The organism is Streptomyces sp. DSM 15324 (genome assembly GCF_001514285.1).
Taxonomy (GTDB): Bacteria; Actinomycetota; Actinomycetes; order Streptomycetales; family Streptomycetaceae; genus Streptomyces.
Map to the genome: position 1 here is coordinate 109,551 of NZ_KQ949037.1, position 16,225 is coordinate 125,775.

Sequence of the window (16,225 nt, forward strand, 5' to 3'; positions counted from 1 at the left end):
GCTGCGGCATCCTGCGCCCATGCAGACGGAGCTGAGCAATCACCTGGGAGTCGAGCACGCCGTCTTCGGCTTCACGCCGTTCCCCGCCGTGGCCGCGGCCATCAGCCGCGCGGGCGGATTCGGCGTGCTCGGCGCGGTCCGCTACACCGCCCCCGACGACCTCAAACGCGACCTCGACTGGATCGAGGCCCATGTCGACGGACGGCCGTACGGGCTCGACGTCGTCATGCCCGCCAAAAAGGTCGAAGGCGTCACCGAGGCCGACGTCGAGGCGATGATCCCCGAGGGGCACCGGCAGTTCGTCCGCGACACGCTCGCCACGTACGGCGTCCCGGAGCTGGCCGAGGGCGAGGCCTCCGGCTGGCGGATCACCGGCTGGATGGAGCAGGTCGCCCGCAGCCAGCTCGACGTCGCCTTCGACTACCCGATCCGACTGCTCGCCAACGCCCTCGGCTCCCCGCCCGCCGACGTCGTCGCCCGCGCCCACGAGTGCGGCGTGCTGGTCGCCGCGCTCGCCGGAAGCGCCCGGCACGCCCGCAAGCACCAGGAGGCGGGCATCGACATCGTCGTCGCCCAGGGCTACGAGGCCGGCGGCCACACCGGAGACATCGCCTCGATGGTCCTGACCCCGGAGATCGTGGACGCCGTCGACCCGCTGCCCGTCCTCGCCGCCGGCGGCATCGGCAGCGGGCGCCAGATCGCCGCCGCCCTCGCCCTCGGCGCCCAGGGCGTCTGGCTCGGCTCGCTGTGGCTGACCACCGCCGAGGCGGACCTGCACTCGCCCGCTCTGACCCGCAAGCTCCTCGCGGCCGGCTCCGGCGACACCGTCCGCTCCCGCGCCCTCACCGGCAAACCCGCCCGCCAGCTCCGCACCGAATGGACCGACGCCTGGGACGACCCGCACGGCCCCGGCACCCTGCCCATGCCCTTGCAGGGCCTGCTCGTCGCCGAGGCGGTCTCCCGCATCCAGAAGCACGAGGTCGACCCGCTGCTCGGCACGCCCGTCGGGCAGATCGTCGGCCGGATGAACGAGGTCCGCCCGGTCCAGGCGGTCTTCGACGACCTCACCCGCGGCTTCGAGCAGGCCGTGGACCGCGTCAACCGCATCGCCGGAAGGAGCGGACAGTGACCGGTACGAGCACACCCCCCACGGGCTTCTGGGCCCAGGCGACCGCCGACCCCGACCGCCCGGCCCTGATCGCCCCGGACGGCGAGGAGTGGACCGCCGGACGGCTGCACGCCGCCGCGAACCGGCTGGTGCACGGACTGCGCGCGGCCGGGATGGAACGCGGCGACGCCTTCGCCGTCGTCCTCCCCAACTCCGCCGAGTTCTTCACCGCCTACCTCGCCGCCAGCCAGGCCGGCTTCTACCTCGTCCCCGTCAACCACCACCTCGTCGGCCCCGAGATCGCCTGGATCGTCGCCGACTCCGGCGCCAAGGTCCTCATCGCCCACGAGCGCTTCGCCGAGCAGTCCCGCCGCGCCGCCGACGAGGCCGGCCTGCCGCTCAGCCACCGGTACGGCGTCGGAGCGGCCGAGGGCTTCCGGCCGTACGCCGAACTCCTGGACGGACAGCCGGCGTCGGCCCCGGACGGCCGCACCCTCGGCTGGGTCATGAACTACACCTCCGGTACCACGGGCCGCCCGCGCGGCATCCGGCGTCCGCTGCCCGGGAAGCTCCCCGAGGAGGCCTACCTCGGCGGCTTCCTCGGCTTCTTCGGCATCCGCCCCTTCGACGGCAACGTGCACCTGGTCTGCTCGCCGCTCTACCACACGGCGGTCCTGCAGTTCGCGGGCTCCTCGCTGCACATCGGCCACCGCCTGGTCCTGATGGACAAGTGGACCCCCGAGGAGATGCTGCGCCTCATCGACGCCCAGCACTGCACCCACACCCACATGGTCCCCACCCAGTTCCACCGGCTGCTCGCCCTTCCCGAGGCCACCCGGCAGGCGTACGACGTCTCGTCCATGCGGCACGCCATCCACGGTGCCGCGCCCTGCCCGGACCACGTCAAACGGGCGATGATCGACTGGTGGGGCGAGTGCGTGGAGGAGTACTACGCGGCCAGCGAGGGCGGCGGTGCCTTCGCCACCGCCGAGGACTGGCTGAAGAAGCCCGGCACGGTGGGCAAGGCCTGGCCCATCAGCGAGTTGGCGATCTTCGACGACGACGGCAACCGCCTCCCGCCGGGTGAACTCGGCACGGTCTACATGAAGATGAGCACCGGGGGCTTCGCCTACCACAAGGACGAGGCGAAGACGCGCAAGAACCGCATCGGTGACTTCTTCACCGTGGGCGACCTGGGCGTCCTCGACGAGGAGGGCTATCTCTTCCTCCGCGACCGCAAGATCGACCTGATCATCTCCGGCGGGGTCAACATCTACCCCGCCGAGATCGAGTCCGCGCTCCTCGCCCACCCCGCGGTCGCCGACGCCGCCGCCTTCGGCATCCCGCACGACGACTGGGGCGAGGAGGTCAAAGCGGTCGTCGAACCGGCCCCCGGTCACGAACCCGGTCCCGACCTCGCCGCCGCCCTCCTGGCCCACTGCGCCGACCGCCTCGCCGGCTACAAGCGCCCCAAGTCCGTCGACTTCGTCACCGAGATGCCCCGCGATCCGAACGGCAAGCTCTACAAGCGCCGCCTGAGGGAGCCGTACTGGGAGGGCCGCACCCGGCCGCTGTGACGACGGCGGCGCACGCCCGGACCACCGGGTGGGGCCGGGCGCCGACACCGCCGAGAACCCCGTCGGCGGGGCGCGCACCGCATCGGTTCCACCCGGGTGGCGGCGCCCCGCTCGACCCGTCCGTGCGGGCTCCGAGAAGACGGCGGACCGGTCCCTGTGCGGTGCCGACGCCCTCCGTCCGGGCGGCGTCGGGACGGGGCGCCCGACGCCCGCCGGTCGGCTCCGACTTGACCTGTCCCGGTGGCGCGCAGAGGATCATGTGCCATGACGTCCGGACACGGCAGCACGGTCGACGGGGTGCTGCGGCGCAGCGCCCACCGCACCCCGGCACGCGTCGCGGTCGAGTACCGCGACCGCACCTGGACGTACCAGGAGCTCGACGACGCGGTCTCGCGCGCGGCGGCCGTCCTGCTCGGCGCGGGGCTCGGACGGGGCGACCGGGTCGGTGCCTACGGCCACAACTCCGACGCCTACCTCATCGCCTTCCTCGCCTGCGCCCGCGCGGGCCTGGTCCATGTGCCCGTGAACCAGAACCTCACCGGGGACGACCTCGCGTACATCGTCGAGCAGTCGGGCAGCGCCCTCGTCCTGGCCGACCCCGGTCTGCGCGACCGGCTCCCGGCGGGCGTACCGACCATGCCCCTGCGCGACGCCGACGGCTCCCTGCTCGCCCGGCTGGCGGACACCGGGCCGTACGACGGGCCCGGGCCGCGCACCGAGGACCTGGTCCAGCTGCTGTACACCTCCGGCACGACCGCCCTGCCCAAGGGCGCGATGATGACCCACCGGGCGCTGGTGCACGAGTACCTCAGCGCGATCGCCGCCCTCGACCTCAGCGCCGGCGACCGCCCCGGACACTCCCTGCCCCTGTACCACTCCGCGCAGATGCACGTGTTCCTGATGCCGTACCTCGCGGTCGGCGCCACGAACCTGGTCCTCGACGCGCCCGACGGCGAGCAGCTCTTCGACCTGATCGAGGCCGGCCGCGTCGACAGCCTCTTCGCCCCGCCCACCGTCTGGATCGGTCTCGCCGGCCGCCCCGACTTCGCCACCCGTGATCTGAGCGGACTGCGCAAGGCCTACTACGGGGCGTCGGTCATGCCGGTGCCCGTCCTGGAACGGCTGCGCGAGCGCCTGCCGAAGCTCGATCTCTACAACTGCTTCGGACAGAGCGAGATCGGCCCGCTCGCCACCGTCCTCGCCCCCGACGAACACAAGGGCCGCATGGACTCCTGCGGGCGCACGGTCCTCTTCGTGGACGCCCGGGTCGTGGACGAGAAGGGCGACGAGGTCCCCGACGGCACGCCCGGCGAGATCGTCTACCGCTCCCCGCAGCTGTGCGAGGGCTACTGGGAGAAGCCCGAGGAGACCGCCGAGGCCTTCCGGGACGGCTGGTTCCACTCCGGGGACCTCGCCGTGCGGGACGCCCACGGCTACTTCACGATCGTCGACCGGCTGAAGGACGTCATCAACTCCGGGGGCGTCCTGGTCGCCTCCCGCCAGGTCGAGGACGCCCTCTACACCCATGAGGCGGTCGCCGAGGTCGCGGTGATCGGCCTGCCCCACGAGCAGTGGATCGAGGCGGTCACCGCGGTGGTCGTCCCGCGCGGCGAGGTCACTGAGGACGAACTCCTCGCGCACGCCCGTGAGAAGCTCGCCTCCTTCAAGGCCCCGAAGCGGGTGGTGTTCGTGGACGAACTGCCGCGCAACGCCAGCGGGAAGATCCTCAAGCGGGAGCTGCGGGACCGGTTCGGAGCGTGACCCCGGCGGGCTGTCCGGTGGGGGCCGGCGAGCGGCCCCGGTGGGCGGGAGCTACTCCTTGGGGCGCTCGTCCACGATCCGCCGGATCTTGCCCACCGACCGTTCCAGCGACTCCGGTTCGACGATCTCCACGGTCACCGACACCCCGATGCCGTCCTTCACGGCCGCCGCGATGGCGTGCGCGGCGCGGTCGCGGTCCGCGGGCCCGGCGCCCGGCCGGGCCTCCGCACGGACCGTCAGCGCGTCGAGACGGCCCTCACGCGTCAGCCGGAGCTGGAAGTGGGGCGCGACCCCCGGAGTGCGCAGCACGATCTCCTCGATCTGCGTCGGGAACAGGTTCACCCCGCGCAGGATGACCATGTCGTCGCTGCGGCCGGTGACCTTCTCCATCCGCCGGAACACCCGGGCCGTGCCCGGCAGCAGCCGGGACAGGTCCCGGGTCCGATAGCGGATCACCGGCATCGCCTCCTTGGTGAGGGAGGTGAACACCAGCTCGCCCTCCTCGCCCTCCGGCAGGACCTCACCCGTGATCGGGTCGACGATCTCCGGGAAGAAGTGGTCCTCCCAGACGTGCAGCCCGTCCTTGGTCTCCAGGCACTCCTGCGCCACCCCCGGACCGATCACCTCCGACAGTCCGTAGAGGTCGACGGCGTCGATCGCGAACCGCTCCTCGATCTCCCGCCGCATCCCCTCCGTCCAGGGCTCGGCGCCGAAGATCCCCACCCGCAGCGAGGTGGACCGCGGGTCGACGCCCTGCCGCTCGAACTCGTCCAGCAGGGTCAGCATGTACGACGGGGTCACCATGATGATCCGGGGCTCCAGGTCCTGGATGAGCCGGACCTGACGGGAGGTCATCCCGCCGGACGCGGGGATCACCGTACAGCCGAGGCGTTCGGCGCCGTAGTGCGCGCCGAGTCCGCCGGTGAACAGGCCGTAGCCGTACGCCACATGCACCGTGTCGCCCGGACGGCCGCCCGCGGCGCGGATCGAACGGGCCACCAGGTCCGACCAGAGGGACAGGTCGCCGTCGGTGTACCCGACCACCGTGGGACGGCCCGTCGTGCCGCTGGAGGCGTGGATGCGGCGGACGCGCTCGCGCGGGACGGCGAACATCCCGTACGGGTACTGGGCCCGCAGGTCCGCCTTCACGGTGAACGGGAAGCGGGCCAGATCGGCGAGGCTCCGGCAGTCGTCGGGGTGGACGCCCGCCTTGTCGAAGGACTCCCGGTAGAAGGGCACCCGCGTGTAGGCGTGCCGCAGGGTGGCCCGCAGGCGCTCCAGCTGCACCGCCCGCAGGCCGGCCTCGTCGAGACGCTCGCCCTCGTCCAGCAGGTCCCTCGTGTCCGTCATGGGAGCCCTCCCTCGCCCAACCGCCTCAACCCTACCAATTCGGGCGACCGATCATTCGGTCGAGCCGCTGTGGATCAGTAATCCAGGTCGAGGCGCGTCAGGCAAGGGGGCGAGGGGGGATTTCCGCCGGGTACGGCGGGTTCACCGTGCCGGAGTGCTCAGGGGCTCTCCGCCACCGCGACCTCCCGGGCCCAGCGGTAGTCCGCCTTTCCGCTCGGGGAGCGCCGGATGGTGTCGGCGATCACCAGCTGGCGGGGGATCTTGTAGCCCGCGAGGCGGGTCCGGCAGTGGGTCTGGATCTCCTCCAGGGAGGGGTACGGCGCCCCGGCGCGCACCTGCACCACCGCCGCCACATGGTTGCCCCAGGTCGCGTCCGGCACCCCGGCCACCAGGGCGTCGTACACGTCCGGGTGGGCCTTCAGCGCCTGCTCGACCTCCTCGGGGTACACCTTCTCGCCGCCGGTGTTGATGCACTGCGAGCCGCGGCCCAGGACGACGACCACGCCGTTGTCGTCGACGGTGGCCATGTCGCCCAGCAGCACCCAGCGTTCGCCGTCCTTCTCGAAGAACGTCTCGGCGGTCTTCACCGGGTCGTTGTAGTAGCCGAGCGGGACGTGACCGCGCTGGGCGACCCGGCCGACCTCGCCGGGGGCGATCGGCCCGAGCGTCACCGGATCAACCACCTGGGTACGGGAGTTGACCCGGATGCGGAAGCCGCGCTCCGGACCTGAGTCCTCGGTCGCGGTGCCGTTGAAGCCGGACTCCGAGGATCCGAAGTTGTTCAGGAGCATCGCGTTCGGCAGGAGCGCCCGGAACTGGGCGCGGACGGTGTCCGACATGATCGCGCCGGAGGAGGAGACGCTGAACACCGAGGAGCAGTCGGTGCCCTTCATCGGCCCCTCCAGAGCGTCGATCAGCGGCCGCAGCATGGCGTCCCCGACCAGGGAGATCGCGTTGACCCGCTCCTTGGCGACGGTCCGCAGCACCTCCTCGGGCGCGAACTTGCGGTGCAGGACCACCCGTTGGCCGAAGTTGAAGCCGATGAAGGCGGTGAGGGTGGAGGTGCCGTGCATCAGCGGGGGAGTGGGGAAGAAGGTGATCCCCGAGCCGCCCGCGGCGACCCGCTCGGCGAGCTCCTCCGGCTTCTTCACCGCCTCCCCGGTCGGCGCCCCGCCGCCCAACCCCGAGAAGAACAGGTCCTCCTGACGCCACATCACGCCCTTCGGCATGCCCGTGGTGCCGCCGGTGTAGATGATGAACTGGTCGTCGCCCGAGCGGTCCGGGAAGCCGCGCTCCGGTGATCCGGCCGCCTCGGCGTCCGTGAAGGCGGTGACCCCCTCGCCCGCCGGGCCGACGCGGATCAGGTGCCGCAGCGCCGGGGCCTGCGGCAGCGCGGCCGCCACCCGCTCCGTGAACTCCGCGTCGAAGACCAGCCCGACCAGGTCGGCGTCCCGGTAGAGATACACCAACTCATCTTCGACGTAACGGTAGTTGACGTTCACCGGGACGATCCGGGCTTTCAGGCAACCCAGCGCCGTCTGGAGGTACTCGACCCCGTTGTACAGGTGCAGGCCCACGTGTTCCCCGGGGCGGATCCCGCTGTCCAGGAGGTGGTGGCCGATCCGGTTGGCCGCCGCGTCCAGCTCCGCGTACGTCAGCCGGCGCTCGGCGCCGGTGCCCGGATGGTCGACGTACACGAGCGCCTCGCGGTCCGCCGCCACGTCGACCACCGACTCGAACAGGTCGGCAAGGTTGTACTCCACCGCTCCTCCTGACCCCGGACGCCCGGCTCCTGCAACGGTTCGCCGGTCATCAGAGCAAAGGGCGCCACAAGTGGGAAGGGCCCTCACCAAGAAATCTGACTGAGTGTCAGAAAACTCTTGAAGTGCCTTCCCGCCTCCTGCAACCTGTTCTCGTTCTTTCCGAGGGGAGATGTGCGATGGGCGGAACCGAACACCTCACCGTGCGACGCGAAGGCGCCACACTCGTGCTCACGCTCAACCGGCCGGAAGCCAGGAACGCGCTCTCGATCGGCATGCTCGTCGGTCTGTACGACGGCTGGCTCGAGGCCGACGAGGACGACTCGGTCCGCTCGGTCGTCCTCACCGGGGCGGGCGGCAGCTTCTGCGCCGGCATGGACCTCAAGGCCCTGGCCGGGCAGGGCATGGCGGGGGAACAGCACCGCGACCGGCTCAAGGCCGACCCCGACCTGCACTGGAAGGCCATGCTGCGCCACCACCGGCCGCGCAAACCGGTGATCGCCGCCGTCGAGGGGTACTGCGTGGCGGGCGGCACCGAGATGCTCCAGGGCACCGACATCCGCGTCGCGGGCGCGTCCGCCACCTTCGGTCTCTTCGAGGTCAGACGCGGTCTGTTCCCCATCGGCGGCTCCACCGTCCGCCTGCCGCGGCAGATCCCGCGCACCCACGCCCTGGAGATGCTGCTCACGGGCCGGCCGTACACCGCCCGGGAGGCGGCGAACGTGGGCCTGATCGGCCATGTGGTCCCGGACGGCCAAGCCCTCGGCAAGGCCCTGGAGATCGCCGAACGGGTCAACGCCTGCGGGCCGCTCGCCGTGGAGGCCGTGAAGGCGTCCGTGTACGAGTCCGCCGAGCTGACGGAGACCGACGGTCTCGCCGCCGAACTCAAGCGCGGCTGGCCGGTGTTCGACACCGCCGACGCCAAGGAAGGCGCCCGCGCCTTCGCGCAGAAGCGACCGCCCGTCTACAAGCGCGCCTGAGGAGCCCCCCGTGCCCGAAGTCCTCCAAGCCCCCCTCGTCGTCGAGTTCCCCTTCACCCGCTCCCTGGGGCCCGTGCAGAGCGCCTTCCTCACCGGGCTGCGCGAACGGGTCGTCCTCGGGATCGCCACCACCGACGGGCGCACCCTCGTGCCCCCCGTCGAGTACGACCCCGTCACCGCCGAGGAGCTCCGGGACCTCGTCGAGGTCGCGCCCACCGGTACCGTCACCACCTGGGCCTTCAACCACGAGCCGCGCCGCGGACAGCCCCTCGCCACCCCGTTCGCCTGGGTCCTGGTCCGGCTCGACGGCGCCGACACCGCCCTGCTGCACGCCCTCGACGTCCCCGGCCCCGACGCGGTCCGCACCGGCATGCGGGTGCGGATCCGCTGGGCGCAGGAGCGCACCGGCGCCATCACCGACATCGCCTGCTTCGAGCCGTACGACGGGGAACCGGTCTCCCCGGGCGGCGCCGACGGCACGTTCGAGGACCGGGTCACCGGGATCGTCGCCCACGCCCGTCTCGACTACACGTACTCGCCCGGCCGGGCCCAGTCCGCCTACATCGCCGCCCTCTCCGGCCGGCGGACCGTCGGCGAGCGCTGCCCCTCCTGCCGCAAGGTCTACGTCCCCCCGCGCGGCGCCTGCCCCACCTGCGGCGTCGCCACCGCCGAACAGGTCGAGGTCGGCCCGGCCGGCACCGTCACCACCTTCTGCATCGTCAACATCAAGGCGAAGAACCTCGACATCGAGGTCCCCTACGTCTACGCCCACATCGCCCTCGACGGCGCCGACCTCGCACTGCACGGGCGCATCGGCGGCATCCCGTACGACCAGGTGCGGATGGGCCTGCGGGTGAAGCCGGTGTGGACGGAAGGGGGCCGGTATCCCGACCATTACCGTCCCACCGGCGAACCCGATGCTCAGTACGAGACGTACAAGGAGCTGCTTTGAATCCTCCCCCTCGCGAACGACGGGGATTCCTGGCTCACGCTGCTCGATCGCTCAGCGAACGATCGAGTCTCACGCGGTCAGCACCAGCCGGGTTGAAACCAGCCCGGGGCTACGAAGCTTTGGAAGGAACTGCCATGCGGGCTTGGTTCTCGCTCCGCAGTCGACGAATCTACCGCCTGGAGCCCCAGTGACGCGTGAGATTGCAGTAATCGCCTTCGCCCAGTCCGACACCCTGCGCACCAGCGAGGAGATGTCCGAGGTCGAGATGCTCATGCCGGTGCTGCACGATGTCCTCGCGCGGACCGGCCTCAAGACTGCCGACATCGGCTTCACCTGCTCCGGCTCCAGCGACTACCTCGCCGGCCGCGCCTTCTCCTTCACCCTCGCCCTCGACGGCGTCGGCGCCTGGCCGCCGATCTCCGAGTCCCACGTGGAGATGGACGGCGCCTGGGCGCTCTACGAGGCGTGGACCAAGCTGCTGACCGGGGACGCCGACACCGCGCTGGTGTACGCCTACGGCAAGTCCTCGCCCGGCCCGGTGCGGGACGTCCTCACCCGGCAGCTCGACCCCTACTACCTCGCCCCCCTGTGGCCCGACTCCGTCGCCCTCGCCGCCCTCCAGGCACAGGCGCTGATCGACGCGGGCGACACCGACGAGCCCGCCCTCGCCGGGATCGCCGCCCGCAGCCGCGCCACCGGCAACCCGCACGCCCAGCTGCGCGGACCGGTCCCGCACGGCGACTACCTCGTCCGGCCGCTGCGCACCGGCGACTGCCCGCCGATCGGCGACGGCGCCGCCGCCGTGGTCCTCGCCGCCGGCGAACGCGCCCGTGAGCTGTGCCAACGCCCCGCCTGGATCCGCGGCATCGACCATCGCATCGAGGCCCACGCGCTCGGTGTACGCGACCTGACCGACTCGCCCTCCACCCGGCTGGCCGCCGAGAAGGCCGGCGCCTTCGCACGGCCCGTCGACACCGCCGAACTGCACGCGCCCTTCACCTCGCAGGAGGTGGTCCTGCGCAAGGCGCTCCGGCTCGGCGACGACGTCCGCGTCAACCCGTCCGGGGGCGCCCTCGCCGCCAACCCGATCATGGCCGCCGGACTCGTCCGCATTGGCGAGGCCGCCGCCGCCGTCCACCGCGGCGCGTCCGACCGGGCCCTCGCCCACGCCACCTCCGGCCCGTGTCTGCAACAGAACCTGGTCGCCGTACTCGAAGGGGATCCGCGATGAGCAAGGAACCCGTGGCCGTCGTCGGCGTCGGCCAGACCAAGCACGTGGCGGCCCGCCGGGACGTCTCCATCGCCGGACTGGTCCGCGAGGCCGCCCGGCGCGCCCTCGACGACGCCGAGCTGACCTGGGCGGACATCGACGCCGTGGTCATCGGCAAGGCGCCCGACTTCTTCGAGGGCGTGATGATGCCCGAGCTGTACCTCGCCGACGCGCTCGGCGCGGTGGGCAAACCCATGCTGCGGGTCCACACGGCCGGCAGCGTCGGCGGCTCCACGGCACTGGTCGCCGCGGGCCTGGTCGCGGCCCGGGTCCACGGCACCGTCCTCACCCTCGCCTTCGAGAAACAGTCCGAGTCCAACGCCATGTGGGGCCTGTCCCTGCCGATCCCCTTCCAGCAGCCCCTGCTGGCCGGGGCCGGCGGCTTCTTCGCCCCGCACGTCCGCGCCTACATGCGGCGCAGCGGCGCGCCCGACACGGTCGGCTCGCTGGTGGCGTACAAGGACCGGCGCAACGCGCTGAAGAACCCGTACGCGCATCTGCACGAGCACGACATCACCCTGGAGAAGGTCCAGGCCTCGCCGATGCTGTGGGACCCGATCCGCTACTCCGAGACCTGCCCCTCCTCCGACGGCGCCTGCGCGATGGTCCTCACCGACCGTGCGGGCGCGGCCCGTTCGCCCCGGCCGCCCGCGTGGATGCTGGGCGGCGCGATGCGCAGCGAACCGACCCTCTTCGCGGGCAAGGACGCCGTCTCCCCACGGGCGGGCAGGGACTGCGCAGCCGACGTCTACCGACAGGCCGGCATCGGTGACCCGCGCCGGGACATCGACGCCGTCGAGATGTACGTGCCGTTCTCCTGGTACGAGCCGATGTGGCTGGAGAACCTCGGCTTCGCCGCCGAGGGCGAGGGCTGGAAGCTCACCGAGTCCGGGGTCACCGAACTCGACGGTGACCTGCCCGTCAACATGTCGGGCGGGGTCCTGTCCACCAACCCGATCGGCGCCTCCGGCATGATCCGCTTCGCCGAGGCCGCGCTCCAGGTGCGGGGCCAGGCCGGGGAACACCAGCTGGAGCGGGCCCGCAAGGTGCTGGGACACGCCTACGGCGGCGGTTCGCAGTTCTTCTCGATGTGGCTCGTGGGAGCGCGGCCACCGGAGTCCTGAAAGGCACCCTTCACGTGCTCTGTCGGCACCCGGGACCGATCGCTAGGCTGGCCCGCGGACGACGAACCGGGAGGAGCACGGACGTGGCCGAGAGCACCATCCAGCAGCCGCCGCTCAAGGGCTGGGACAAGCCTGAGCTGGACCTCAGCAACGCCGAGTGGCAGTCCAGCAGCCGGGGGCGGGGGGATGTCCAGATCGCCTTCGTCGAGGGGTTCATCGCGATGCGCAACAGCGACCGTCCCGAGAGTCCCTCGCTGATCTTCACGCCCGCGGAGTGGGGCGCGTTCGTCTCAGGCGCCCGGGAGGGGGAGTTCGACCTGACCTGACCGGGGGCGTTCGGTCCGTTTTTCCGGACACGCGACCCGATACGTCCCGCCCGGGCCCCGGCTGAGCGAGGCTGGCCCCAGCAGGACGAAGGTCGTCCTCCGGAGGTGAGGACCATGAGCACCCTGCCGGTCGTCGCGGCGGTCGACGGCTCCGACGACAGCCTGCGCGCCCTCGACTGGGCCGCCGACGCCGCCCGCCGCCGGGGGGCGCCGCTGCGCGTGGCGCACGTCCGGCACCACTCCGCCTGGACGCCGCCCGGCGCCCAGGTTCCCGCGCCCCCGCCGCCGGAGGGCGACCCCGTCCTCGCCGACGCCCGGGCCCGGCTCTCGGGGGAGGGCGCGTCCGGGGTCGTGGACGTGGAGTACGCCGGCCTCGACGGCGCCCCCGGCGCCCTGCTGCCCGCGCTCGGTGCCGAGGCCGGGCTGCTGGTGCTCGGCTCCCGCGGCCGCGGCGGCTTCGCCAGCCTGCTGCTCGGCTCCAACGGACTGAGCGCGGCCCGGGACGCCGAATGCCCCGTCGTGATCGTGCCCCGTCCGGACCGCACGGTCGACATCACCCTGCCCGTGGAGCCCGGCCCCCGCGTGGTGGTCGGCCTCAAGACCGACGGGCCCGACGACGCCGCCCTCGCCCTCGCCTTCACCGAGGCGGCCCTGCGCGAGGCACGCGTGCACGTGGTCGCCGCCTACCCGTGGCCGATCCAGAGCTGGGTCGCCCCCGGCGACCTGCCCGTCACGGTCTACGACCAGGATGCCGTCGAGCACGAGACCCGCACCCTCGCCGACGGCTTCCTCGCCCCGCACCGGGCCCGGCACCCCGGCGTACGGGTGGACACCGTCCCCACCCCCGGCGACGCGGCCGGGCTCCTCGTCGCCGCCTCCCGCGACGCCGAACTGGTCGTGGTCGGCCGCCACCGCCGCAGACTGCTCGCCCCCGCCCGCATGCTCGGTTCCGTCACCCACGCGGTCCTGCTCCACGCGGCAAGCCCGATCGCCGTGGTGCCACCGGCCCCGACGGAGGAGTGACGAGCGGCGCGGGGCCGTCACCGCTTGCGTCTGCCGCTGTGCTGGTGGTCTCAGCGGCAGACCGGGCGCGCCCAGCGGCAGGGTGCGCCGGACGGCCGCAATCGCGCCCGCAGACTGCGCACCCCCGCTCGTCACGACGCCCCCTCCCGGCGGCCCGCACCGCTCATGGTGGCGGTCGGCCGCGGTGCCCGTGCTGTCTGGCTCGTCGCGGCTGTGCCGCTCATGCTGCCGGGCCTGCTGACGGGGCCGGGCGGCCGGGCGGGCTCGGCGCGGTCGGCCCGGCACGCGGAACGCCACAAGAAGATCGCGAACTGATAACCAACGGGACGCTGTCCGACTCCAGGGCCGTGGGGAACCGCGCGATCAGCCCCAAACCACCCGCCCACGGAACCCGGCCGGCACCGACGGGGCCGTACGATGGCGGCATGTCGTTCCTCCGCCGCCGCAGCGCCACCCCCGCCGGCCCCGATTTCGACGTGCTGGCCATGGACCCGGGCGACTGGCCCGGCAACCTCGGTGCCGGCCTGCTGCCCGCCCCCGACGGCAGCTGCCAGGGCGTCTTCCTGCGTTACGACCTGTTCGGCGGCCGCGGCCCCGCGATGATCATCGGTAACCTCCCCGAGGGCTCCCCGGCCCGCGAGGTCGCCGACGGCGAGGTCCCCTTCGAGGTCGCCCAGCTGCTCCTCGCGCTGGAGAACGACGAGGAGGTGACCGTCGTCGGCACCGAGGACATGCCGGTGATGCAGGGCGACAACCTGCTCATCGTGCGGCGGCTGAAGCTCTCCGAGGGTCGGATCTCCTGCGTCCAGTTCGACCGCAGCGACAACGTCCTGGTGACGATCGCCGCCTGGGACCGCCCCATCACCGACGACCTGTACGCCCTGCTGAAGCCGCTCCCGGCGGAGCTGTTCCAGCAGGGCTGAGGCGTCAGGACGCCGGCACGACCGTCACGTCCGCCGCGCGGACGAACGCCACCCGGTGGCCGTACTGGATCTCGTAGTACAGGTCCTTGCCCTCGACCACCCGGTGCGTGCTGGGGTCGAAGGAGCCCGCGTAGAGGTACTCGCCCGGCACCCTGTCCCCGGCCACGTACCGCTGGCCCTTCGGCAGGGTGTACGGCAGCGCCGAGACCGGCTGCACCGGGATCCCCGCGGGGTAGGCCGAGGCCTCCGGGTAGGCACGCCCGTACACCGGAACACTGTCAAGGCCCGCCCTGGGTGTGATCAGCACCCCCTGGGAGGGCACCGCCGTCGGCTTGGACGACGGGTTCCGGAACCAGGCCTTGCGGCCCAGGTACCAGACGGCGGTCCAGTCGCCCCAGGTGGCCGCGACCGCGAACTGCTGGCCGGTGGAGACCCGTGACGACAGGTCGTTCACCCCGGTCGTCGGGGTGCCCAGACCGGGGTCGGAGATCAGCGCCGACTTCTCGTCGTGGTCGGCGTACAGCCGCACCGCACTGGAGCCGTGCGCCGCGCACGCCTTGCCCTTGCCGCCGCAGTCCACGTACGCGGGCCGGTTGGTCGCGTAGTCCGGCCGGATCGTCACCACCGCGCTGCCCGCGCGCGCCGTGGGCTCCAGCGGCCGGCCCAGCAGCTCGAAGTAGTGCCGCCAGTCCCAGTACGGGCCCGGGTCGGTGTGCATACCGCCCACGTTCGCCGCGGTCGGGCCGGGCACGGTGTCATGGCCGAGGATGTGCTGCCGGTCCAGCGGAATGCCGTAGCGCGCGGCGAGGAACGCCACCAGCCGCGCCGAGGACTTGTACATCGCCTCCGTGTACCAGGAGTCCGGCTGGGCGAGGAAGCCCTCGTGCTCCAGGCCGATCGAGTTGGCGTTGACGTACCAGTTGCCCGCGTGCCAGGCCACGTCCTTCACCCGTACGTGCTGGGCGATATGACCGTCGGTGGAGCGCAGCGAGTAGTGCCAGGACACGTAGGTGGGGTCCTGGACGAGGTTGATGACCCCCTCCCAGCCGCCCTCGGTGTCATGGAGGACGATGTACCGGATCGGCGAGGACGCGGGCCGGTCGGCCTCGTCGTGATTGCCGTAGTCGTCGGTGCCGAACGCCTCGTACGGTGCCGGGATCCGTTCGCAGGACACCCCCGGCGGGCACTCGGTGCCCTCGGCCGAGCCCTGGCGCAGACCGGCCCGGTCGAGCTGGGTGATGCGGGGGTCCAGGTTCGGTTGGGCGGTCAGCGCGACCAGGTCGCCGCTGTCGGTGACGCGCCGCTCGCCGGTGCGCATCACCTCGTACACGTCGTTGGCGTAGGCGGCGGCGGTCTCGCTGTCGTCCGCGCCCGAGAACCGGGCCACCGCGCCGTACCAGTCCGCGGGGTCCTCGCTCAGCGGTTCGCCCAGGTACTCCTGGGCGTCGGCGAGCAGCGCGGCGCCGCCCGCCACATTGGCCGCCGGGTCCTTGCGCAGCTTCGCCGCGCTCAGCCCGGTCAGCTTCGCGGCCCGGGGCAGGGTGCGCAGCCGGGCCGGGATCTCGTCGCCCTCGGGGAGCCGCACCTGCGGGTGCCGGGCCCGGCGGGCGTCGTCGCCCCGGGCGTCCTCCGTGGCCTCGCTGTGGTGCGGGGTTCCGGCCAGCGCGGTACGGGCGTCCGTGAGGTGCATCGGGCCGTAGCCGCCGGTCACGCTGGGGGCCCCGGCGTGGGTGTCCCAGCGGGACTGGAGGTAGGAGACGCCCAGCAGCACGCTCTGCGGCACGTGGTAGCGGGCGGACGCCGAGGCGAACGCCCGCTGGAGACCGGACGGCCCGGTCCCGGCGGCCGACGGAGCCGCGCCGAGCAGGGGCAGCAGCAGAGCCGCCGAGGCGAGGGCCCCGGCGGCTCTTCGGGCGTGGACGGATGGTCGGGCGAGCACGGGTGGTCGGGCGTGGACGGATGGCCGGGGGTGGGTGACGGGTCCTGGCAAAGCGGCCTCCTCGATCTGCCGATAGCCCGTCAATCATGACCGCATAAGGGACATTTACGGCGGTAGCCACGCACGGTCAGC

General features: G+C 72.5%; 14 protein-coding genes. 11 read left to right on the forward strand and 3 right to left on the reverse strand.

What is annotated here, in order from left to right:
* Window positions 1–19 precede the first annotated feature (19 nt).
* The 3 genes from AQJ58_RS35680 to AQJ58_RS35690 all read left to right on the forward strand — a co-directional run bounded on the left by AQJ58_RS35680 (window position 20) and on the right by AQJ58_RS35690 (window position 4,446).
* Entirely contained in the window at window positions 20–1,129 is a 1,110-nt protein-coding gene (locus tag AQJ58_RS35680) for an NAD(P)H-dependent flavin oxidoreductase (protein WP_067257935.1), read from the forward strand.
* Window positions 1,126–2,685, forward strand: coding sequence for an acyl-CoA synthetase (locus AQJ58_RS35685; RefSeq protein WP_067257938.1), 1,560 nt, complete (start codon window positions 1,126–1,128; stop codon window positions 2,683–2,685). The genes AQJ58_RS35680 and AQJ58_RS35685 overlap by 4 nt, the downstream gene beginning before the upstream one ends.
* 264 nt (window positions 2,686–2,949) lie before the next feature.
* Complete coding sequence (locus AQJ58_RS35690; RefSeq protein WP_067257941.1) at window positions 2,950–4,446, forward strand: acyl-CoA synthetase; 1,497 nt, start codon at window positions 2,950–2,952, stop codon at window positions 4,444–4,446.
* 51 nt (window positions 4,447–4,497) lie between these two features.
* Here AQJ58_RS35690 and paaK read toward each other — a convergent pair whose 3' ends face one another.
* Both paaK and AQJ58_RS35700 read right to left on the reverse strand, forming a co-directional pair.
* The gene (gene paaK / locus AQJ58_RS35695) at window positions 4,498–5,796 is read right to left on the reverse strand and encodes a phenylacetate--CoA ligase PaaK (protein WP_067257943.1); all 1,299 of its coding nucleotides are present in this window, start codon (window positions 5,794–5,796) and stop codon (window positions 4,498–4,500) included.
* 158 nt (window positions 5,797–5,954) lie between these two features.
* A complete protein-coding gene (locus AQJ58_RS35700) occupies window positions 5,955–7,559 on the reverse strand; it encodes an acyl-CoA synthetase (protein WP_067257945.1) in 1,605 nt (534 codons plus the stop codon).
* A 176-nt stretch (window positions 7,560–7,735) separates the two neighbouring features.
* On the opposite strand from AQJ58_RS35700, the gene AQJ58_RS35705 reads away from it, so the two are divergent.
* The 8 genes from AQJ58_RS35705 to AQJ58_RS35735 all read left to right on the forward strand — a co-directional run bounded on the left by AQJ58_RS35705 (window position 7,736) and on the right by AQJ58_RS35735 (window position 14,154).
* The gene (locus AQJ58_RS35705) at window positions 7,736–8,536 is read left to right on the forward strand and encodes a crotonase/enoyl-CoA hydratase family protein (RefSeq protein ID WP_067257948.1); all 801 of its coding nucleotides are present in this window, start codon (window positions 7,736–7,738) and stop codon (window positions 8,534–8,536) included.
* A gap of 10 nt (window positions 8,537–8,546) precedes the next feature.
* A complete protein-coding gene (locus tag AQJ58_RS35710; protein ID WP_067257951.1) occupies window positions 8,547–9,488 on the forward strand; it encodes a Zn-ribbon domain-containing OB-fold protein in 942 nt (313 codons plus the stop codon).
* 187 nt (window positions 9,489–9,675) lie between these two features.
* The gene (locus tag AQJ58_RS35715; RefSeq protein ID WP_067257953.1) at window positions 9,676–10,719 is read left to right on the forward strand and encodes a thiolase domain-containing protein; all 1,044 of its coding nucleotides are present in this window, start codon (window positions 9,676–9,678) and stop codon (window positions 10,717–10,719) included.
* Entirely contained in the window at window positions 10,716–11,882 is a 1,167-nt protein-coding gene (locus AQJ58_RS35720; RefSeq protein ID WP_067257955.1) for a thiolase domain-containing protein, read from the forward strand. Before AQJ58_RS35715 ends, AQJ58_RS35720 begins: the two co-directional genes overlap by 4 nt.
* Window positions 11,883–11,965: 83 nt before the next feature.
* Entirely contained in the window at window positions 11,966–12,208 is a 243-nt protein-coding gene (locus AQJ58_RS35725; RefSeq protein ID WP_067257958.1) for a DUF397 domain-containing protein, read from the forward strand.
* Between the two features lie 114 nt (window positions 12,209–12,322).
* Window positions 12,323–13,231 (forward strand): universal stress protein, encoded by a 909-nt coding sequence (locus AQJ58_RS35730; RefSeq protein WP_067257961.1) that lies wholly within the window; start codon window positions 12,323–12,325, stop codon window positions 13,229–13,231.
* Between the two features lie 24 nt (window positions 13,232–13,255).
* Window positions 13,256–13,546 carry a hypothetical protein gene (locus tag AQJ58_RS43590; RefSeq protein ID WP_159056371.1) on the forward strand — a complete coding sequence of 97 codons (291 nt, stop codon included), beginning with the start codon at window positions 13,256–13,258 and terminating at the stop codon, window positions 13,544–13,546.
* A 110-nt stretch (window positions 13,547–13,656) separates the two neighbouring features.
* Window positions 13,657–14,154, forward strand: coding sequence for a hypothetical protein (locus tag AQJ58_RS35735; protein WP_067257963.1), 498 nt, complete (start codon window positions 13,657–13,659; stop codon window positions 14,152–14,154).
* Window positions 14,155–14,158: 4 nt separating this feature from the next.
* Here AQJ58_RS35735 and AQJ58_RS35740 read toward each other — a convergent pair whose 3' ends face one another.
* Window positions 14,159–16,093: an N-acetylmuramoyl-L-alanine amidase gene (locus tag AQJ58_RS35740; RefSeq protein WP_067257966.1), complete on the reverse strand. Its 1,935-nt coding sequence runs from the start codon at window positions 16,091–16,093 to the stop codon at window positions 14,159–14,161.
* Window positions 16,094–16,225: the final 132 nt, after the last annotated feature.

What these genes read in the sequence shown, in the direction of transcription:
- AQJ58_RS35680 (WP_067257935.1), top strand. Translation starts at nt 20, where the DNA reads ATGCAGACGGAGCTGAGCAATCACCTGGGAGTCGAGCACGCCGTCTTC.
- AQJ58_RS35690 (WP_067257941.1), top strand. Translation starts at nt 2,950, where the DNA reads ATGACGTCCGGACACGGCAGCACGGTCGACGGGGTGCTGCGGCGCAGC.
- paaK (WP_067257943.1), bottom strand. Translation starts at nt 5,796, where the DNA reads ATGACGGACACGAGGGACCTGCTGGACGAGGGCGAGCGTCTCGACGAG.
- AQJ58_RS35705 (WP_067257948.1), top strand. Translation starts at nt 7,736, where the DNA reads ATGGGCGGAACCGAACACCTCACCGTGCGACGCGAAGGCGCCACACTC.
- AQJ58_RS35720 (WP_067257955.1), top strand. Translation starts at nt 10,716, where the DNA reads ATGAGCAAGGAACCCGTGGCCGTCGTCGGCGTCGGCCAGACCAAGCAC.
- AQJ58_RS35730 (WP_067257961.1), top strand. Translation starts at nt 12,323, where the DNA reads ATGAGCACCCTGCCGGTCGTCGCGGCGGTCGACGGCTCCGACGACAGC.
- AQJ58_RS35735 (WP_067257963.1), top strand. Translation starts at nt 13,657, where the DNA reads ATGTCGTTCCTCCGCCGCCGCAGCGCCACCCCCGCCGGCCCCGATTTC.